General features: G+C 59.6%; 16 protein-coding genes. 11 read left to right on the top strand and 5 right to left on the bottom strand.

The annotated features are described in order from the left end of the window. Nucleotides 1–2: 2 nt before the first annotated feature. The 8 genes from tcyN to AC1D19_RS15840 all read left to right on the top strand — a co-directional run bounded on the left by tcyN (nt 3) and on the right by AC1D19_RS15840 (nt 8797). Nucleotides 3–758, top strand: a complete 756-nt coding sequence (gene tcyN / locus AC1D19_RS15875) for an L-cystine ABC transporter ATP-binding protein TcyN (protein ID WP_477753105.1) — start codon at nt 3–5, stop codon at nt 756–758. Nucleotides 759–1248: 490 nt separating this feature from the next. Next, nucleotides 1249–2013 carry a hypothetical protein gene (locus AC1D19_RS15870; RefSeq protein WP_477763759.1) on the top strand — a complete coding sequence of 255 codons (765 nt, stop codon included), beginning with the start codon at nt 1249–1251 and terminating at the stop codon, nt 2011–2013. Between the two features lie 295 nt (nt 2014–2308). Beyond that, on the top strand, nt 2309–3541 hold the full coding sequence (locus tag AC1D19_RS15865; protein WP_477763758.1) for an SfnB family sulfur acquisition oxidoreductase: 1233 nt from the start codon (nt 2309–2311) through the stop codon (nt 3539–3541). Between the two features lie 23 nt (nt 3542–3564). Beyond that, nucleotides 3565–4758 carry an SfnB family sulfur acquisition oxidoreductase gene (locus AC1D19_RS15860; RefSeq protein ID WP_477763757.1) on the top strand — a complete coding sequence of 398 codons (1194 nt, stop codon included), beginning with the start codon at nt 3565–3567 and terminating at the stop codon, nt 4756–4758. After that, on the top strand, nt 4758–6110 hold the full coding sequence (locus tag AC1D19_RS15855; RefSeq protein ID WP_477763756.1) for an LLM class flavin-dependent oxidoreductase: 1353 nt from the start codon (nt 4758–4760) through the stop codon (nt 6108–6110). Before AC1D19_RS15860 ends, AC1D19_RS15855 begins: the two co-directional genes overlap by 1 nt. A 119-nt stretch (nt 6111–6229) precedes the next feature. Next, the gene (locus AC1D19_RS15850) at nt 6230–7039 is read left to right on the top strand and encodes a MetQ/NlpA family ABC transporter substrate-binding protein (RefSeq protein WP_477763755.1); all 810 of its coding nucleotides are present in this window, start codon (nt 6230–6232) and stop codon (nt 7037–7039) included. A gap of 2 nt (nt 7040–7041) precedes the next feature. Beyond that, the gene (locus AC1D19_RS15845) at nt 7042–8163 is read left to right on the top strand and encodes a methionine ABC transporter ATP-binding protein (RefSeq protein WP_477763754.1); all 1122 of its coding nucleotides are present in this window, start codon (nt 7042–7044) and stop codon (nt 8161–8163) included. Next, entirely contained in the window at nt 8153–8797 is a 645-nt protein-coding gene (locus AC1D19_RS15840) for a methionine ABC transporter permease (RefSeq protein ID WP_108216106.1), read from the top strand. The genes AC1D19_RS15845 and AC1D19_RS15840 overlap by 11 nt, the downstream gene beginning before the upstream one ends. Here the strand turns inward: AC1D19_RS15840 and AC1D19_RS15835 are convergent. Next, complete coding sequence (locus AC1D19_RS15835) at nt 8794–11454, bottom strand: RHS repeat domain-containing protein (RefSeq protein WP_477763753.1); 2661 nt, start codon at nt 11452–11454, stop codon at nt 8794–8796. The two genes, AC1D19_RS15840 and AC1D19_RS15835, sit on opposite strands and share 4 nt — an antisense overlap. Before the next feature lie 506 nt (nt 11455–11960). Between AC1D19_RS15835 and AC1D19_RS15830 the strand changes: the two genes are divergently transcribed. Beyond that, nucleotides 11961–12317, top strand: a complete 357-nt coding sequence (locus tag AC1D19_RS15830; protein ID WP_477763752.1) for a DUF6124 family protein — start codon at nt 11961–11963, stop codon at nt 12315–12317. A 173-nt stretch (nt 12318–12490) separates the two neighbouring features. Beyond that, the gene (locus AC1D19_RS15825; RefSeq protein WP_477763751.1) at nt 12491–13120 is read left to right on the top strand and encodes a class I SAM-dependent methyltransferase; all 630 of its coding nucleotides are present in this window, start codon (nt 12491–12493) and stop codon (nt 13118–13120) included. Between the two features lie 205 nt (nt 13121–13325). Here the strand turns inward: AC1D19_RS15825 and AC1D19_RS15820 are convergent, their stop codons facing one another. Genes AC1D19_RS15820 through AC1D19_RS15810 form a run of 3 tightly spaced genes read right to left on the bottom strand, consistent with a single transcriptional unit; the run spans nt 13326 to nt 18537 of the window. Continuing rightward, nucleotides 13326–16376 (bottom strand): efflux RND transporter permease subunit, encoded by a 3051-nt coding sequence (locus tag AC1D19_RS15820; RefSeq protein ID WP_477763750.1) that lies wholly within the window; start codon nt 16374–16376, stop codon nt 13326–13328. Further along, on the bottom strand, nt 16373–17437 hold the full coding sequence (locus AC1D19_RS15815; protein ID WP_477763749.1) for an efflux RND transporter periplasmic adaptor subunit: 1065 nt from the start codon (nt 17435–17437) through the stop codon (nt 16373–16375). Before AC1D19_RS15815 ends, AC1D19_RS15820 begins: the two co-directional genes overlap by 4 nt. Further along, complete coding sequence (locus AC1D19_RS15810; protein WP_477763748.1) at nt 17434–18537, bottom strand: efflux RND transporter periplasmic adaptor subunit; 1104 nt, start codon at nt 18535–18537, stop codon at nt 17434–17436. The genes AC1D19_RS15815 and AC1D19_RS15810 overlap by 4 nt, the downstream gene beginning before the upstream one ends. Before the next feature lie 175 nt (nt 18538–18712). Between AC1D19_RS15810 and AC1D19_RS15805 the strand changes: the two genes are divergently transcribed. Next, the gene (locus AC1D19_RS15805; protein ID WP_477763747.1) at nt 18713–19909 is read left to right on the top strand and encodes an AAA family ATPase; all 1197 of its coding nucleotides are present in this window, start codon (nt 18713–18715) and stop codon (nt 19907–19909) included. Nucleotides 19910–20021: 112 nt separating this feature from the next. Here AC1D19_RS15805 and AC1D19_RS15800 read toward each other — a convergent pair whose 3' ends face one another. After that, entirely contained in the window at nt 20022–20804 is a 783-nt protein-coding gene (locus AC1D19_RS15800; RefSeq protein WP_477755447.1) for a MetQ/NlpA family ABC transporter substrate-binding protein, read from the bottom strand. Nucleotides 20805–20876: the final 72 nt, after the last annotated feature.

The raw sequence follows: 20876 nt of genomic DNA, 5'->3' as shown, positions 1-20876 counted from the left end.
CAATGATTGTCGTGGAAAAACTGACAAAGCAGTTCAAGGGTCAAGTCGTGCTCAACGGCATCGATCTTGAGGTCAAGGAAGGCGAGGTGGTCGCGATCATCGGCCCTAGCGGTTCGGGCAAGACCACCTTCCTGCGCTGCCTGAACTTTCTGGAAGAACCCACCAGCGGCCGGATCAAGGTCGGCGATATCGAGGTCGATACCAGCCGTCCCCTGAACCAGCAGCAGAGCCTGGTGCGGCGTTTGCGCCAGCATGTGGGCTTCGTTTTCCAGAACTTCAACCTGTTCCCCCATCGCACCGCTCTGGAAAACGTTATCGAAGGCCCGATCATCGTCAAGAAGATCCCGCACGCCGATGCCGTTGCCCTGGGTAAAAAGCTGTTGGCCAAGGTTGGCCTGGCGGGCAAGGAAGACGCTTACCCGCGTCGCCTCTCCGGTGGCCAGCAACAGCGCGTGGCGATTGCCCGGGCGCTGGCGATGGAACCGGAAGTGATCCTGTTCGATGAACCGACCTCGGCCCTCGACCCGGAGCTGGTGGGTGAGGTATTGGCGACCATCCGCGGCCTGGCCGAAGAGAAGCGCACCATGGTGATCGTCACCCACGAAATGGGCTTTGCCCGGGACGTGGCCAACCGTGTGGTGTTTTTCGACAAGGGCGTGATCGTCGAGCAAGGCGAAGCGAAGGCGTTGTTTGCCAACCCGAAAGAAGAACGAACCAAGCAATTCCTGAGTAAGTTCCTGAATAACGCCCACAACTAACAACCCTGCGCAACAACGGTAAACTTCCATGGATGGAAGTGACCCCTCCTCGAAATACGCCTCATTAATACCAAACTAAACTCATCTATTTAACATGCAAATCCTGTACGCGCGCACGCTACAAATACAATCATCACAACAATTAAACAGTGCCAATTCGATCAGATCCTCTATCGCAAGACCGAGCCGATGATTTGCACCAATTCACCCATACTCCTCCTCTTTCAGCAGACAAATTCGACGCAAAGACATGGTTTACTTACTTGGGATCGTAGGAGTTTTCTGAATAACCGCACACATCACTCATCACTCATCACTAACAAATCTTATTGACACCTGATCTTCCTGACTCTTATCTAGTCTCCAGCCAGCGACACACATCACGCTTTAATCATTATTTAAGCCCAAAGTAATTAATCGTTTTTTTGCGAGATTATTAGTTTTTGATATTCCAGAAACGGACTTCGTTGCAAGACTTCAAGGAGACTTCATGAACAGCACCTCGAACAAATCCGGGCTTGTGGCCCCGACCCTGGCGCAATCCAACAAGACCGGCATCAACGTCACTTGCGCGGCGCACCTGCTGATCGAGGTCGCGCCCTACCCCGCCATGGACGAAGGCGACCTGATCGAACTGTTCTGGGACAACTGCTACGTGGCCTCCCGCGTGCTGACGACCTGCAATGTCGGCCAACCGGTGCAACTGCGGGTGCCTGAAAGTTTTGTCGCCAACGGTACTTCGCGCATTCACTACCGGGTCATGCAGGTTGGCCGGGGCCCGACGATATCGGCCAGCCGAAACGTGCAGATCAAACTCGACTGTCCAGGCGGCCAACCCTCCGCGCTGTGCGGCGATGAAAACCAGTGCCTGGCACCGGTGGGCATTCCCGAGGCGATTCGTCGTCAGGGGGTCAATCCGAGCCAGGTCAAACGCGGTGTTCCCTTGACCATCGAGCCGTACCTGAACATGGCCGTCGACGACGAAATCACCCTGCGCTGGGGCGATGTGCGCATGGATCTGCCACGGCTCAAGTCCGCCGATGTGGGCCAGCCGATCCAGGTCTGGATACCGCCGGCCATCATCCTCGAAGCCGGCGAAGACCTGCGGCTGGAAGTGACGTACTGCATTCTCGACAGGGTGGGTAATAACTCCCGCTGGGCGCCGGCTCGCACGCTGAAGATCGGTTGTGCCAATTCTTATCTGAAAGTCCTCCCGAAAAAAGTGCTCAAGGCTGCCGAATCCCGCAAGCAATGAGTCCTGGCTTGAAATCAAAGGATCGCAGCCTGCGGCAGCTCCTACGCGCATCGTCGTCAACCCTGTAGGAGCTGCCGCAGGCTGCGATCTTTTGACCTTCTATGCATATTCCTAAAAGTTAGTTCATAAAATATTTATACGCGTTTAGGGTATATACACCGGACCACCGGACATCCTTGTTTTCATGCGCCGCCACAAGCAGCGCTTCCATAAGATGTGAGGTAGGTATGGTCCGGAACACAATCACCCCAGTGCAGATCGCCAGGGCATTGCGTGCAGCCAAGGAGCGGCACTGATGTCCAGTCTGGCAGATGCAATCGTCCAGAGTGACCTGGACATCGCCCCCCCGTTGTTGCCCGCACAAGTCTTGAGCAACGATGCTCAAGCCATCAAGGCGGCCCACGAACTGGCGCAAGTCGCCCGTCTGCAAGCGGCCAAACGTGACCGGCAGCGCAAGCTCCCGTGGTCTGAAATCGAACAGTTCACCCGCAGCGGCCTGGGCAGCATTTCCATCCCCCGCGAGTACGGAGGCCCGCAGGTTTCGTTCGTCACCCTGGCCGAGGTCTTCGCGATCATTTCCGCGGCAGACCCGGCGCTTGGGCAGATCCCGCAAAACCAGTTCGGCATTCTCAACCTGGTGCTCGGCAGCGCCACCGAAGCGCAGAAAAGGCAACTGTTCAAAAGCGTCCTCGATGGCTGGCGCATCGGCAATGCCGGGCCGGAACGCGGCAGCAAAAATACCCTGGAGCTGAAGGCGCGCATCACCGCTGACGGCGTCCTCAATGGCCAGAAGTTCTATTCCACGGGAGCACTGTTCGCCCATTGGGTCGCGGTCAAAGCGTTGAACGACGATGGCAAACAAGTGCTGGCATTCATCCGTCGCGGCACACCGGGCTTGCGCATCGTCGATGACTGGTCCGGTTTTGGTCAGCGCACCACCGCCAGCGGCACGATTTTGCTTAACAACGTGCAGGTCGATCCCGAACTGGTGGTGGATAACTGGCGGATCAACGACACGCCGAACATTCAGGGTGCCGTCTCGCAACTGATTCAAGCAGCCATCGACGCCGGTATCGCCCGAGGCGCCATCGACGACGCCATCGACTTCGTGAAAACCCGCGCCCGGCCGTGGATCGACGCCAAGGTCGAGCGAGCCAGCGATGACCTGTACGTGATCGCCGATATCGGCAAGTTGAAAATCGAACTGCACGCTGCCGAAGCGCTGCTGCGCAAAGCAGGGCAAGTACTCGATGACGTCAGCGCCGCACCATTCACCGCCGAGTCTGCCGCCCGCGCCTCGATTGTCGTGGCCGAAGCCAAAGTGCTGACCACCGAGATCTCGTTGCTGGCCAGCGAAAAGCTGCTCGAACTGGCCGGCAGCCGCGCGACCCTCGCCGAATTCAACCTCGACCGCCACTGGCGCAACGCCCGGGTGCACACCCTGCACGACCCGGTGCGCTGGAAGTATCACGCGGTTGGCGCCTATCGCCTCAATAGCACGCTGCCTAATCGCCATTCCTGGATCTGACGACCAGACATCTGGAGAAACACATGACAAGTTCTCAGCACGTCGCGGTCATTACCAGCGATGAACAAGCCCTGATAGTCGCCAGCGACCTGGCCGAAGATTTCAAACGCGACAGCGCCACACGCGACCGCGAGCGCCGTTTGCCACATCCGGAACTGGAGGTTTTTTCCCGCTCGGGTCTTTGGGGCATCAGCGTGCCAAAGGAATACGGCGGCGCCGGTGTATCCAACGTGACCCTGGCGAAAGTCATCGCTCTGATTGCCCGGGCCGATGGCTCCCTGGGGCAGATCCCGCAGAACCATTTCTATGCACTCGAAGTACTGCGGGTGAACGGCAGCCACGAGCAGAAGCAACGCCTGTACGCCGAAGTCTTGGCCGGCCAGCGCTTCGGCAATGCGTTGGCCGAACTCGGCACCAAAACCGCACACGATCGCGTCACCAGCCTGACTCGCGACGGCAGCGGCTATCGCATCAATGGTCGCAAGTTCTACGCCACGGGTGCGATTTACGCCCAGCGCATTCCCACCTCGGTGGTGGATGAAAACGGCGTGCAGCAACTGGCGTTCGTCCCGCGCAACAGCAAGGGCCTGACGGTGATCGACGACTGGAGCGGCTTCGGCCAGCGCACCACCGGCAGCGGTTCGGTGGTGTTCGAAGATGTCTTTGTTGCCGCCGAAGATGTGATCCCCTTTCAAAGCGCTTTCGAGCGCCCGACTCCGGTCGGTCCGCTGGCGCAGATACTTCATGCCGCCATCGACACCGGCATCGCCCGCGCCGCGTATGAAGATGCGCTGCACTTCGTGCGCACCAAAACCCGGCCGTGGATCGACGCCACCCACGAAAAAGCCACGGACGATCCACTGACCCTCAAGAGCTTCGGCCACCTGAGCATTCGCCTGCACGCTGCCGAGGCACTGCTGGAACGTGCCGGTGAATACCTCGACAAGGCCCAGGCCGACACCCATGCCGAGACCGTCGCGGCCGCGTCGATTGCCGTTGCCGAAGCCCGCGCCCTCAGCACAGAAATCTCCCTGGCCGCCGGCAGCACGCTGTTCGAACTGGCCGGCAGCCAGGCGACCCTGATTGAACACGGCCTCGACCGCCACTGGCGCAACGCCCGGGTGCATACCCTGCACGACCCGGTACGCTGGAAATATCACGCCGTCGGCAATTACTACCTCAACGATGAAAACCCGCCACTGCGGGGGACCATCTGATGGCCAAGAAGAAAATTCTGCTGAATGCCTTCAACATGAATTGCATCGGGCACATCAACCACGGTTTGTGGGCGCACCCGCGCGACACATCCACCCGCTACAACACGATCGAATACTGGACCGAACTGGCGCAGTTGCTGGAGCGCGGGTTGTTCGACGGCCTGTTCATCGCCGACATCGTCGGGGTCTACGACGTCTACCAGAACTCGGTGGACGTGCCGTTGAAAGAGTCGATCCAGTTGCCGGTCAACGATCCGCTGCTGCTGGTTTCAGCGATGGCGGCAGTGACGAAAAACCTCGGCTTCGGCCTGACCGCCAACCTCACCTACGAAGCGCCGTACCTGTTCGCCCGCCGCCTGTCGACCCTGGATCACCTGAGCCGTGGGCGGGTCGGCTGGAACATCGTCACCGGCTACCTCGACAGCGCCGCCAAGGCCATGGGCCTGAGCGAACAGGTCGAGCATGACCGCCGCTACGACCAGGCCGACGAGTACCTGGAGGTGCTCTACAAACTCCTGGAAGGCAGTTGGGAAAACGGCGCGGTACTCAACGATCCGCAGCAACGGATCTACGCGCAGCCGGACAAAGTGCACAAGGTCGAGCACAAGGGCGAGTTCTATCAGGTCGAGGGTTATCACCTCTGTGAGCCTTCGCCGCAGCGCACGCCGGTACTGTTCCAGGCCGGCAGCTCGGATCGCGGTTTGCTGTTCGCCGGGCGACATGCCGAGTGCGTGTTCATCAGTGGTCAGACCAAGGCATCGACCAAGGCCCAAGTGGACAAGGTGCGCGCCAGTGCCGTCGAAGCCGGGCGCAATCCCGAGGACATCAAGGTGTTCATGGGCCTGAACGTGATCGTTGGCGCCACCGAAGAGCTGGCCTGGGCCAAGCACGCCGAATACCTGAGCTACGCCAGTGCAGAGGCCGGCGTGGCGCACTTTTCGGCGTCCACCGGGATCGATTTTTCTCAATATGAAATCGACGAGCCGATCCAGTACGTGAAGAGCAACGCCATCCAGTCCGCCACCAAACACCTGCAAAACAACGACTGGACCCGGCGCAAATTGCTGGAGCAGCACGCTCTCGGCGGTCGTTACATCACGGTGGTTGGCTCGCCTGAGCAGGTAGCCGATGAACTGGAATCGTGGATCGCCGAGACGGGTCTGGATGGCTTCAACCTGACCCGCATTGTTACGCCGGAAAGCTATGTGGATTTCATTGATTTGGTGATTCCCGAGTTGCAACGGCGGGGCTCGTACAAGACCGCGTACGACAGCGGCACCTTGCGCGAAAAGCTGTTTCAGCGGGAGGCGCATTTGCCTGAGCAACATACCGGCTCGACCTATCGCCGCTAAAAAGCTTCGCTGGCAAGCCTGCTCCTACAGGGGATCGCAGGCCCTTGTAGGAGCAGGCTTGCCAGCGAAGAGGCCCGACCAAACACCACAAATTCTATGCACTGACTGGATTACTCATCATGAAAAAGCACTACCTCTCCCACCCAGTCAAAGCACTGGCCCTGGCCTTCGGTCTGTTCAGCTCGGTGACCTTCGCCGCCGACGCCCCCCTGAAAATTGGCACCACCGCCGCTTTCGCCATTCCCCTTGAAGCAGCTGTCGAAGAGGCCTCCAAACAAGGACTGAAAGTCGAACTGGTGGAGTTCACCGACTGGATCGCGCCGAACGTCAGCCTCGCCGCTGGCGACATCGACGTGAACTACTTCCAGCACATCCCGTTCCTGGAAAACGCCAAGGCTGCGTCAGGGTTCGACCTGGTGCCATTCGCGCCGGGGATCATCAACAACGTCGGCCTCTACTCGAAGAAATACAAAAGCTTCGACGAACTGCCGCAAGGCGCCAGCGTGGCCATCGCCAACGATCCGATCAACAGTGGGCGCGGCTTGCAGCTGCTGGCCAAGGCTGGCCTGATCACCCTCAAGCCCGGCGTCGGCTACAAGGCCACCGAAGAAGACATCATCGCCAACCCGAAGCACATCAAGATCCTCCAGGTCGAAGCCGTGCAACTGGTACGTGCCTATGACGATGCCGATCTGGTGCAGGGCTACCCGGCCTACATTCGCTTGTCGAAAACCTTCGATGCGGGCTCCGCGCTGCTGTTCGACGGCCTCGATCACAAGGAGTACGTGATTCAGTTCGTGATCCAGCCCAAGAGCAAAACCGACCCGCGCCTGATCAAGTTCGTCGACATCTACCAGCACTCACCCGCTGTGCGCGCCGCGTTGGATAAAGCCCACGGCAAGCTCTATCAAGCCGGCTGGGAAAGCTGAGCATGACCGCCGCCTTCCAACGGCGACTGGAGATTCCAGAGCCTCAACGTGCTGAACAAACCGAGCTGCATCCCGAGCTCAATCGTGCCCACGTCCGCTTCATCGGCCTGGGCAAAACCTACAACGGCCAGCAAGGGCCGGTGGCCGCCCTGCACGGTATCGACCTGGCGATCCAGCGCGGCGAAGTGTTCGGCATCATCGGCCGCAGCGGCGCCGGCAAGTCGTCGCTGATCCGCACCATCAACCGCCTGGAACAACCGAGCAGCGGTCGGGTGCTGATCGATCAGGTCGACATCGGCGAGTTCGAGGAAGACCGCCTGGTGGCGCTGCGTCGGCGCATCGGCATGATCTTCCAGCACTTCAATTTGATGTCGGCCAAGACCGTTTGGCAGAACGTCGAACTGCCGTTGAAAGTCGCTGGCGTGCCCAAGGAACAACGCGAGCAGAAAGTCCGTGAACTTCTGGAACTGGTGGGTTTGCAGGCCAAACACAAGGCTTACCCGGCGCAGTTGTCGGGCGGGCAGAAACAGCGCGTGGGCATTGCCCGGGCGCTGGTGCATGACCCGGAGATTCTGCTGTGTGATGAGGCCACCTCGGCGCTCGACCCGGAGACCACGCAGTCGATCCTCGGCCTGTTGCGCGAGATAAATCAGCGCCTGGGCCTGACCATTGTGCTGATCACCCACGAGATGGCAGTGATCCGTGAGATCTGTGATCGCGTGGTTGTCCTGGAACACGGGCGCATCGTCGAGCAAGGGCCGGTGTGGGAAGTGTTCGGCAATCCGCAGCACGAGGTCAGCAAGACATTGCTGGCGCCGTTGCAACACGCATTGCCGAAAGAGCTGCAAAACCGTCTGTTGGCGCAAGCGAAGTCCCACGATGCCGCTGTGGTCCTGCGTTTGCAGTTTACCGGCAGTCAACGTGACGAACCGGACCTGGCCGCGCTGTTCAGCGCCCTCGGTGGCCGCGTGCGGCTGTTGCAGGGTGGCGTGGAACGGATTCAGGGTCATGCGCTTGGGCAACTGCTGCTGGCGGTGACAGGCTCGACTCTCGGTGCCGAAGAGTTGCGTCAACGCGCCTCCCATTGGGCGCAACAGGTGGAGGTATTGGGCTATGTGGTTTGATCGCTTGCTGCAGGGTTTCATCGACACGTTCCTGATGGTCGGCGTCTCGTCGTTGATCGCGCTGTTGGCGGGCATTCCGCTGGCGGTCATTCTCGTCACCAGCTCCAGAGGCGGCATCTACGAAGCGCCAGCGTTGAACCGTGCTTTGGGCGCATTCGTGAATTTATTCCGCTCAGTCCCGTTTTTGATTCTGATGGTGGCGCTGATTCCGTTCACCCGATTGATCGTCGGTACCACCTATGGCGTATGGGCGGCCGTGGTGCCGCTGACCATCGCGGCTACACCGTTCTTTGCGCGCATTGCCGAAGTCAGCTTGCGCGAGGTCGACCATGGACTGATCGAAGCGGCGCAAGCCATGGGTTGCCGGCGCTGGCACATCGTCTGGCACGTGTTGTTGCCGGAAGCGCTGCCGGGGATTGTCGGCGGGTTCACGATTACGCTGGTGACCATGATCAACTCATCGGCCATGGCCGGGGCGATTGGTGCAGGCGGGTTGGGGGACATTGCCTACCGGTATGGGTATCAGCGGTTTGATAGCCAGATCATGCTGACGGTGATTGTGCTGCTGGTGGCGTTGGTGGCGGTGATTCAACTCGGTGGGGATCGGTTGGCGCGGGGGTTGAACAAGCGTTAAGAAGGCAGATTCGTTCGTTCGGCTGCTTGGGCGGAGGATCCTCTTTTTTTATAAGCTAACTGCGGACGTACCTTGACGTAAAAACTGGGGAAATCTGCCCCTTTATTAGTAGATCTCGTCACACTGATTGCGTCTAAGGCCAAAGCTTTTAGTATCTGTGCTGTATTTTTCCCATTCGGAGTCATAAAAAAAGCATTTTTTAGCTCTTCCGTGCCACTTTCAAACTTACTGGTCAGCTCAAGTGTCTGTTCATTTTTAACCTCATTCCGGACAATGATATTGGGATAATCAGAAATACCTAGTAAAGCCACCTGAACAAGCTGAACATCGCTCGCAAAAAAATCTTTGGTATTTGTACGTTTGTAGTTAGTCCGAAAAATCCAGGTGCCGGATGGAAGATATTCGTTGATAAATTCATCCACCAAAGCCGTTCCGCCTTCGTCTGGAATTACCATTCTGCCGGACTGAATCTTCGTATCGCTCAATGGTTGATGTCTGAACATTTTATTCATTTTCTCTATACGAGCAGAATTCAACTCAAAATAAGTGGCAATTCGATCCGACAAGGATTCCGCCACGGGCAGCGCATTTGCAACAGCTAACTCGCCAACTGAAAACTCATTTGAAATTTGTTCTTCTTCGGAGTTGACTGCTATTCGTTCATTTTGATGTACATCGTCAGGATGTACGGGGACGAGTCCAAACTTTTCTCGCAGGGTGATTGGCGAGTTCCTAAGTGCTCGATAGAAATTCAAACCGTCGATTGCAGCAAGCGGATCCGGGCTTATCCAGCGTTGCAACCACGGCGCGTAATACCGGTAGCCATAGTAATAAAGCCCGGTCGCATCCCGCTCTTTACCCGAATAGCGAATAGTCTTGTACTGCGCCACCAGCGTACTTTTCCCCGCCCAGCACGCCGTGCCGCCAAAGGGGTAATAGTGTTCCTGGGTCAGTACGCCCGCCTCGTCATCCAGTTCCAGGGTGCTGGAGCCGAGGTGATCGCTAAGGCTGTAGTGCAAGTGATCGTCATGAGCACCTTGGGGCCAGTGCAGCGCCCGCACGTTGCTGCGTCCGGCTTCGACGCTGATGACGTGGTGTTCTTCGCCATCGGCCTGGCGGTGGATTTCCAGACCGGGGAGGTAACGGACTTCGGTGCGCAGGGTGCGGCCGCTGCTTTGGGCGAATCCCATTTTGCGCAAGCGGCGGCCGGGGTGGTCGTAGCGGTAGCATTCGTAGTCGTCGGGCTCGGTTTCGCGTTTGACCAAGGTGACCTGATGCAATTGATTGCGGATGTCCCAGACCATGGCTTGCCCGCGTTGCAGTTCCAACTGGTTGCCGCAGGCATCGAAACCCGAGGCGACTTCAGACTCGCCTGGCAGCGAACCGTCGCCCCGTTGCCCGAGGCTGCGGTTGCTTCGTTCCGAGGTAAACATCGAAAACCCGGGCGCGCCGCTGTGGTGGCGGGTGATCAAGTTCCCGGCCCGGTCGTACTCGAAGCACTGGGCGTAATTGCGCCGTTGGTTGGGGTCCAGCGGCGTGGGCAGCAGTGTCGGCAGAGCTGGACCATGGCTCGGCTGGCTGACCTCCCAGCCTTGGGCTTCGACCAATTGATAGAGGCTGTCGTAGCGGTAGCGGTTGATCGGCTCAATGCGCTGGTTGTTGAAATGGCTGACGGGCTGGGACAGGTCGTGCAGTTCGACGATGTTGCCCACCGGGTCGTAGACGTAGTGCAGATCCTGCAAGGGGTTCTGGTTACCGACCGCCACCGTCAGCCGAATCAGCCGTCCGTCATCGGCGGCGTACTCGGCGCGGGTCAGCACGCCATTGCCGGTAGTTTCACGTTCGACCTGATCCAGCGCGTTGTAATGAATGTCGCTGACCAGCCGTTGCGCTCGCCTGCCCTCGCCGGCCATGTGCAGCCAGGCCTCACTCAACTTACCGGCCACGTCGTAGCCAAAGGTTCTAACGTTGCTCATGGCATCGGTTTGCCGCTGAAGCTCGCCGCCGGGGTTGAAGGTGTGGCGGGTGATGAACGATTGATCTTCCAGCCACGCCTCTCGGTCATTGATATCCAAGGGCCAATCAGGGGTTTCGAGGTCAGCGAGAAAGCGTTGCTCTTCAACCAGTGTTGAACTGACGAGCCCGTAGTCGGCAGCCCATTGAGTGCCTGCCGGGTGGTCATGGCGGATCATCTGTCCGCACTGGTTGTGCGCTGCGTACGCGGGTTCGGAACCGCCATAGGTCAAGCGCTCCACCACGCGAGGTCGTTCCCCCACGGCCTGTTCCGTGACGGTGACGGGCCGCTGTTGTTCGTCGAACTCGGTGTGACGCTGACTGCCTCGTGCATCCCAGAATGAACAGGGCGAACCCGCCTGATCCAGCACACTCAACTGCCACCCGGCATCGACGCTGTCCGTCAACAACGGTTGCCCGTTCAAGCCGTAGAGCGTGGTCAGGTTCGGCATCGGCGCCGTGCCCCACAAACGTGGGTCCCACGACTCGAACAACCGCCCCGCCGCGTCGAAGCGTTGCCGGGTGATGCGTGGATCAATCACCGGGCTGTCGGGATGGCGGCAATAGCCGACGCTGCGAACCGTCAGGGCGCGTGGATCGATGACCGACAGCGTCGGTGTCGCGGTGTGGTGATGAGCGTTCACGGCATTGACGGTCCTTCGCTTTGACTGAGGAAAGACTGGGCTTTTTTTGGCCGGACCGAAACTGTAAGAAGTAACAGGTCGATGTCCGTGAAATGGCCATCGTCGGAACGCCGCCCGGAGCAGGCTCGCTCGCCACAGGTGATCACAGACTTCCAGAGGGAAGTTTTCGTACAGGAAAATCAGCGGTTTTGCAGGTCTGTTCCCTTTCTTTTGCAGGACATTTCCTAGATCATTTCGCTCGCTTGCGCCTGCCGAATTCCGTGGCTAGTCTCGGTCCGTCACTGCTCATCAGTGATCGGGTTTAGTCGCCCGGATCTTACCAGGCGTACAGCGCCACCTCATGTCAGGTGTTTTTTATTACCTGAAAGTTATGGTGGCTGTGCGCAGGGCACCCTTGGGTGCGCCGGGTTTCCTGGTGACCGGTCGACTAACCTGCGTGCAGCCGCCACCCCTGTTCGTTTAGTCGCGATATCGGTTGGCTCCAATTAATTCCAGGAGTTTTACCAATGAAGAAATCCGTTCCCGATCCGCCTCCCGAAAATCCCGACAACGAAACCAGCACTGAAGACCCGCTCAGGGATCGATCAGCGCTCTATCGCGCCATCGATTTCTACCTCACCGGTAAACAACCCGCACCAACCGATGAAATGCGTTTCTACAACGTCAGCAAAGACGTGAGTTTTGAAGACACCCAACTCTATGTCGCCGACCTGCTGCGATGCGCGTCAGTCACGGCGTATCAGTGTGGCGATCAACTCAAGGGCGCCGACCGGGCGATGGTGTACTCGATCTGGCATTTGCTGGAGATTGCCAAGGCGATGGTGGATCACTCCATTGAGTGTTTGGGGATGAAAAAGGGCTGACACTCTCTTTGTCTTTTAGATAGCCATCGCGGGCAAGCCCGCTCCCACAGGTATCGTGGCGTTTGAACCACCGCGCAATCCTGTGGGAGCGGGCTTGCCCGCGATGGGCTGCAAAGCAGCCCCAGATCTGATGGCGTATATTCGGCAGATCCCAATGACCTGCGCAGCCGACCATGAAGCAAACACCCGACGACCTCGAACAGATCACCGCCACGACCCTGGGCCACTACAACTCGACGGCGGAAAGTTTCCGAGAAGGCACGCGCGATCACGATGTCAGCCAGAACATCGATGCCCTGTTGCGGCATATTCAGGGTGAGGCGCCTTTCGACATTCTCGATTTTGGCTGCGGGCCGGGTCGCGATTTGCAGACCTTCACCCGTATGGGCCACAAGGCGGTCGGCCTCGACGGTTCGGAAAAATTCGCGCAGATGGCCCGTGAGGACAGCGGTTGCGAGGTGTGGCAGCAGGACTTCCTGAAGCTTGATCTGCCGGCCGAGCGTTTCGACGGGATTTTTGCCAACGCGGTGCTGTTTCATGTTCCGCGTCAGGAATTACCGCGGGTGTTGAAACAGTTGTGGGGAGCGCTGAAACCGGGTGGGGTGTTGTTCAGTTCCAATCCACGTGGCGAGAATCAGGAAGGCTGGAACGGACCGCGTTATGGGTCGTACCACGACCTGGCGGCCTGGCAGCAATTGTTGATCGAGGCGGGGTTTGTGGAGCTGGAGCATTACTACCGGCCGGCAGGGCTGCCGCGGGAGCAGCAGCCTTGGTTGGCGAGTGTCTGGCGGCGCGCTGACTAAAGCGCAGATCAAAAGATCGCAGCCTTCGGCAGCTCCTACAGTAGGTGGGATGTAGGAGCTGCCGAAGGCTGCGATCTTTTGCTTTTGTTGCCAGAGCAGATGTCTTCGCGAGCAAGTCGGATCGCCGCACCGCCGCTCCCACAGGGTTCAGCGCAATCCCTGTGGGAGCGGGCTTGCCCGCGAATAGAGCGCGAAGCGCTCGCCCTTACTGCGCCTCTTTCTTCGGCTCGCGAATCTTGTACCAGGCCACATACAGCGCCGGCAAAAACAGCAGCGTCAACAAGGTGGCGATGACGATCCCGCCGATCATTGCGTAGGCCATCGGCCCCCAGAACACTTCCCGGGCAATCGGGATCATCCCCATGCTCGCCGCCGCCGCGGTCAGCAGGATCGGCCGACGTCGATGCTCGGTGGCCTGCACCACCGCATCCCACGGCGCGTAGCCCTTCTGCTCGTACTCTTCGATCTGGGTCACCAGGATCACCGAGTTACGGATGATGATACCGATCAACGCCAGAATCCCGAGGATCGCCACGAAGCCCATTGGCGTACCGGTAGGCACCAGCGCGATCACCACGCCGATCAGCCCCAGCGGCGCGACGCTGGCCACCAGGAACAGCTTCTGCACGCTGTGCAACTGGATCATCAGGAAGGTCGCCATCAAGAACAGCATCAGCGGCACAACCTTGGCAATCGGCCCCTGGGCCTTGCCGCTTTCCTCCACCGTACCACCGGTGGCGACCTTGTAACCCGCCGGCAGTTTGGCAGCGAAAGCGTCGATGGACGGCTTGAGGATTTTCACCAGGTCCGTCGGCTGGATCTCGTCGCGTATCGCCGCCTTGATGGTGATGGTCGGCAGGCGATCCCTACGCCATACCAACGGCTGCTCCAGTTCGTAGCGCACCGTGGCGAACGCCAGCAACGGAATCGACGTGCCGCTAGGCGTGACGATTTGCAGGTTCTGCAGGGTTTCCGGCGTACCGCGTTCGGAATCTACCGCGCGACCGACCACGTTGATCAGGTAGATGTCGTCGTCGACCTGGGTCACCGCCTGGCCACTGACGATGCCGTTCATCAGGTTGGCCACATCCTCGGAAGACAACCCCAACTGCCGCGCCTTGTCCTGGGCGATGTCGATGCGCAGGACTTTGCCCGGTTCGTTCCAGTCGTAGATGATCTCGCCAACGTGCGGGTTCTTGTCCAGCTCGGTGGCCAGATCGATGGCATGGCGGCGCACCTGATCGACGTCTTTGCCGCTGACCCGGTACTGGATCGGACGCCCTACCGGCGGGCCCATTTCCAGTGCCTGGACATAACTGCCGATGCCGACGAAGTCGTTGCGCAAGCGCTCGCGAAGCTTCTGCATCATGGCCTCACGGGTATGGCCTTTGCTGACGATCACCAACTGCGCGTAGAACGGGTTTTGCAGTTGTTGGTCCAGTGGCAGATAGAAACGGATCGCGCCCTGACCGACATAGGTGCTCCAGCGCACGATGTCCGGATCGTCCTTGAGCGTGGCCTCGAGTCGATCGACGGCCCGGCGGGTTTCGTCGAGCGAGGCGTTTTGCGGCAGGTTCAGGTCCACCAGGATTTCAGGACGATCCGAAGACGGGAAGAACTGGTTCTGCACGTAGCGCATGCTGAACAGCGCCAGCACAAAACACAGCACCGTAATGCCAATGGCCCACCAGCGATTGCGCATGCACCACAGCAGCCCGCCGTTGAACGCCTTGCCGATGCGCCCGGGTTCGCCTTCGTGGGGCTTCACGTTGGTGCTGAGGATGTGCACGCCGATCACCGGCGCAAACAGCACCGCCACCACCCACGACACCAGCATCGCACAGGCAATCACCGCAAACAGGGTGTAGGTGTATTCACCGGCGGAGCTGGCGTTCAAGCCGATCGGCACGAAGCCCGCCACCGTCACCAGCGTACCGGTAAGCATCGGGAACGCCGTGGAGGTGTAGGCGAAGGTCGCCGCCTGCTCCTTGGTCTCGCCCAACTCCAGACGGGTAACCATCATTTCCACGGTGATCATCGCATCGTCCACCAGCAGGCCGAGGGCGATGATCAGTGCACCAAGGGAAATCCGCTGCATGGTGATGCCGCTGTATTCCATGAACACGAACACCATCGCCAGCACCAACGGGATCGAGCACGCCACCACCAGCCCGGCGCGCACACCGAGGCTGACGAAGCTGACCAGCAGCACGATCACCACTGCTTCAAACAACGCGCTGGTAAAGCCGCCGACGGCTTCCTCCACCACCACGGCCTGGTCGGAGACGTTGTAAATGCCGACACCGACCGGCAGGTCGGCGGTCAACTCGTCGATACGGGTGTGCAAAGCCTTGCCGAATGCCTGGACGTTGCCACCCTTCTGCATGGCGATCGCCAGGCCAATGGCCTGTTTGCCGTTGTAGCGGAATTCCGGCGAGGCCGGATCGACGTAGCCACGGCTGATTTCGGCAATGTCGGCCAGACGATAGTAACGGTCGTTGAGCTTGAGGTTGACCTCGGCCAGGTCTTTCTCCGAAGCGAACTTCCCTGAAGTGCGCACCGATATCCGCTCCGGCCCGGCCTCGATGACACCCGCCGGGGTCACGGCGTTCTGGGTTTGCAGGCTCTGCACCACCTGACGCTCATCGATGCCCAGCGCTGCGAGTTTGCGCGTGGAGAAGTTCAGGTACAGCACTTCGTCCTGCTGGCCGACCATTTCGATCTTGCCCAACCCCGGCACACCGCGAATTTCCATGCGCGCCTGTTCCACGTAGTCGCGCAACTGACGCAGCGTCAGGCCGTCGGCGGTGAAGGCGTAGATCGAGCCGAAGACGTCACCGAACTCATCGTTGAATGACGGCCCCTGTATGCCTTGCGGGAACTGGTATTTGATGTCGTTGATCTTCTTGCGCACCTGGTACCAGATCTCCGGGATGTCCTTGGCACTGGTGGTGTCGCGCAGGTACACGTACACCGTCGATTCGCCGGGGCGCGTGTAGCTTTTCACGTAGTCGAGGGAGTCGAGCTCTTCGAGCTTTTTCTCGATCCGGTCAGTGATCTGTTTGAGGGTTTCCTCCTGGGTCGCCCCCGGCCATTTGCTCTGGATCACCATGGTTTTGATGGTGAACGAAGGGTCTTCTTCGCGCCCCAGGTTGAAGTACGAGAACACACCCATCAGCAACGCAACGAACATCAGATACCAGATGAACGACTGATGCTTGAGGGCCCATTCCGAGAGGTTGAAAGGCCCTTTCATTGACTGTCCTCGTCGATTTTCACTTGTTGCCCCGGTTTGAGGCTGTTCACACCGGCACTGACCACTCGCTCGCCGTTCTTCACGCCGTCGGCCAGCACCACAGTGCTTTCGGTGCGGCTGATCACGGTGACGTCACGGGGAGAGACGGTTTTACTCTGTGCATCGATCACCCAGATGCGTGGCTTGCCATCGACCTCCTGCAGCGCGGTGAGCGGCAACTCGATGCGCGGCTTGATCGCCGAGCTCAGGGTGACGCTGATGGCCGTACCCAAGCGGAAGCCCTGTGGCGTTTCGGCCAGGGTCAGGCGGGCACGACGGGTGCGTGTGGCGCTTTGGGCCTGAGGTTCGATTTCACGGATGATGGCGGTGGTATTGATGCTCGGATCGAGTTGCGCGGCGACCAGGAACACCACATCGCTGGGCAGTTGATCGACCAGGGTATCGGGCAGGTCGATCACCGCTTCCTTGATGTCCGGCTGCGCCAGGGTCACCACTTGCTGACCGGCCGTCACCACTTGCCCGGCCTCGGCGCTCCACGCGGTGACCACGGCTTTATGGTCGACACGCAACTCGGTGTAGCCCAGTTGGTCCTTGCTCTGGTTGACGGCTGCCCGGGCCTGATCGAGGGAGGCCTGGGTGGTTTTCAGGTCCGTGTTGGCCTCATCGAGTTGCGCTTGCGCGCCGACCCCGCGGTCAAACAAGGCTTGCTGACGCTGGGCAGTGGCCTTGGCGTTGATCAGTTGCGCCTGGATTTTCGCCAGATCGCCCTGGGCCGAGCGCAATTGGTTCTGCTGATCTGAAGGATCGAGGGTGGCGAGCAATGTGCCCTTCTCGACTTCGGTGCCGACATCGACGTTACGACTGGCGATTCGCCCGCCCACGCGGAACCCGGTATTGCTTTCATAGCGAGCCTGGATACTGCCGGCGAAGCGGCCCAGATCCTCTTCGCTCAAGGCCTGGACCTTGATCGATAGCACCGGCCGTACCGGCGCCGGCGGCGGTTCGCTCTTGGAACAGGCGCTCAGCACCAGCCCGATGGACAACGCCCATAAAGGCTTCATGGCTTTGCTCCCCACGTCAGGTCCTTGTAAGTGTTTTCGGCAATCTCGACTTCCATGTCCGGGTGCAACAGTTGCCCGCCCGCGATGATGACTTTGTCCCCGTCCTTCAACCCGCCACTGATGATGACCTTGCCCGTCAGGTAGCGGCTGACCGTCACCGAATGCAATTGCGCCTTGCCCTTGTCGTCGACAATCCAGACAGCAGGATTGCTGATGTTTTTGGTCAGCGCCGACCACGGCAACTCGATAACCGACTTGCCCGACCCCTTGCCCGTGGCACTCACCACCGAGCCCAATTGCATGCCGTCGGGCAGGCTGTCGAGACCGACCTTGACCTGCACGGTGCCGGATTGCGCCGACACCGACGGGGTGACTTCACGTACAGTGCCAGTGGTTTTGATTGCCGGGTTGTCGAGCAGACTCAGGACGATGGTTTGATCCTTCGGCTTCTCGGCCAGCAGCGATTCATAAACGTTGAACACCGCATCGCGGTCGCCGTCCCGGGCCAGTCTGAAGATCGGCATCGTCGCCTGCACCACCTGGCCGACTTCCGCCTGACGCTCGGTAATGATCCCCGGCGCATCGGCAATCAGCGCCGTATAGCTCAACTGATCCCTGGCATTGGCCAACTGCGCCTGGGCCGCGCTCAGGGCGCTCTGGCTGCTGTGCAAGGCGGCCTGAGCAGAGTCATATTCGCTCTGGCTGGTGTAGCCCTTGGGCAAGAGTTTTTGCTGACGTACGAACGCCAGCTCGCTCTGCTTCACCCGCGCCTGTTCGGCGACCACTTGTGCCTGGGCCGAGTCGACATTGGTCTGCAGATCCTTGGGATCGAGCCGGGCGAGCACTTGCTTGGCGGTCACACGATCACCGACGTCAACCGAGCGCTGGATGATCTTGCCACCGACGCGGAAAGACAGCTCCGTCTGTACCCGCGCCTGGATATCACCGGTGAGGGTGACCGAGGCCGCGTAATCCGCTGGCTTGACGACCTGCACGAACACCCGTGGCAGGTATTCCTGTACGGGCTTTTTCTCCTCGCAAGCCGTTAGCAGGGTGACGACACTCAAGGCCATGACTACTTTCAATCCGGGAACCGCCATGCAAACTCCTTGGCCTTTTTATGGACAACTCGACAGAGAGCTTAGAACAGGATTTCAACGGCGCACGCTCCCTTTATGAAGAAACAATTCATAACGTTTTCCCCCAAAAACACGTGTCATAGACGCCTGCACGTACCTGAAAATGAGCCCGCTCGATCTCGCCTCAGGAACCCATATGCTCAAGACCCTCGCGGTGGCCAATTACCGCTCGATCAACAAATTGGTGATCCCCTTGGGCCGGCTGAATCTGATCACCGGCCCTAATGGCAGCGGTAAATCCAACCTTTACCGTGCACTGCGCCTGCTGGCGGAAACCGCTCAGGGCGGCGTGGTCAATGCGCTGGCCCGCGAAGGTGGGCTGAATTCGACCTTCTGGGCGGGCCCGGAAACCATCACCCGGCGTATGCGCAATAGCGAAGTGCCCGTCGAGGCCACGGTGCGCCAGGGCGTCAAACGCCTGCGGCTGGGGTTTGCCGGGGAAGATTTTGGCTACTCGATCAGCCTGGGCCTGCCCGATTCCAATGGCCATTTCATGCTCCCCGGGCACAGTTCGCCCATACCGTCACGCTTCGGCCTCGACCCGCAGATCAAGCGCGAATGCCTCTGGGCTGGAGCGTTCTATCGTCCGGCCAGTCTGCTGGTCGATCGTGATGGCCCAATGATCCGCGCCCGCGCCGATCGCAAGTGGGATGTGCTGGCGCAGCACACGCCGATGTTCGACAGTCTGTTCGATCAGGTCGGCAGCTTGCGCAGTTCGCCGGAAGTGCTGGAGATGCGCGAGTTCATCCGCCGCTGGCGCTTTTACGATCACTTTCGCAGCGACACCGACGCCCCGGTGCGCCAGCCGCAACTGGGCACCCGCACGCCGGTGCTGCACCACGACGGACGCGACCTGGCGGCGGCCTTGCAAACGATCATCGAAATCGGCGATCCCGAGGCATTGCGAGCCGCGATCAGCGACGCGTTTCCTGGCGCCAGGCTGGCTATCGAACCGCTGCCGGGCGGGCGCTTCGCCATCGAGTTTCATCAGGAGGGGTTGTTGCGGCCGTTGTCTGCGGCGGAGTTGTCGGACGGGACGTTGCGCTATTTGCTGCTGGTCGCCGCACTGCTGACACCACGGCCGCCGACACTCATGGTGTTGAACGAGCCGGAAACCAGCCTGCATCCGGATCTGCTGCCGGCGCTGGCGCGCTTGATCATCCGCGCCTCCGGGCAGTGCCAGGTGTGGGTGGTGTCCCATGCCCGGCGATTGATTTCGGCATTGCAGCAAGACCCCGACTGCAACTGCATCGTGCTGGAGAAAGATCTTGGCCAGACCGCAATTGTCGGCCAGCGCATGCTGGATGAACCGGCATGGTATTGGCCGGATTGAACGACGCGTGATTTGCCGGGACGCCAGTCTGAGCAATCCATCGCCCCCAAAAAAACGCCGACGCTAAATCAGCCGTCGGCGTTTGAAACCTTAAAGGGGTTTGCTTCGCGAATCAGAACGCCGGCAGTACCGCGCCGCTGTACTTCTTCTCGATGAATGCTTTCACTTGCGGGCTGGTCAGGGCCTTGGCCAGTTTCTGGATGGCAACGCTGTCCTTGTTGTCCGGACGGGCCACCAGGAAGTTCACGTAAGGCGAATCGGCACCTTCGATTACCAGGGCGTCTTTAGCCGGGTTCAGACCCGCTTCCAGTGCGTAGTTGGTGTTGATCATGTCCAGGTCAACCTGATCCAGCACACGCGGCAACATCGCGGACTCAAGCTCCTTGAACTTGAAGTTGTGCGGGTTCTTGGCGATGTCTTTCGGGGTCGACACGGCGTTTTTCGGGTCTTTCAACTCGATCAGGCCAGCCTTCTGCAGCAGGATCAGGGCACGGCCGCTGTTGCTGCCTTCGTTCGGGATGGCAATGGTCGCGCCATCTTTGAGCTCAGCCAGGGTTTTGACTTTCTTCGAGTAGCCGCCGAAAGGTTCAACGTGCACGCCAATCACGGTTTCAAGGTGAGTGCCTTTGCCTTCGTTGAAGCTCTTCAGGTACGGCAGGGTCTGGAAGTAGTTGGCGTCCAGACGCTTCTGGTCGACCTGCACGTTCGGCTGAACGTAGTCGGTGAAGACTTTGATTTCCAGGTCCACGCCTTCTTTGGCGAGGGTTGGCTTGATCAGCTCGAGAATCTCGGCGTGTGGGACCGGGGTCGCGGCAACCACCAGTTTCTCGCCAGCCTGGGCCAGGCCCGCGGTCAGGGCAGCCGCCAGTGCGGTGAACAACAGAACCTTTTTCATGCAGTGTCCTTATCGAAAATCACAGTCGCTTGTGGCGACGGCTTGAAAACGAGAGTGCCAGTGAAGTGCTAT

The organism is Pseudomonas sp. P1_C12 (assembly GCF_056406435.1).
Note: the sequence above shows the minus strand (reverse complement) of the source record. Positions and strands in the feature narration are given on the sequence as shown.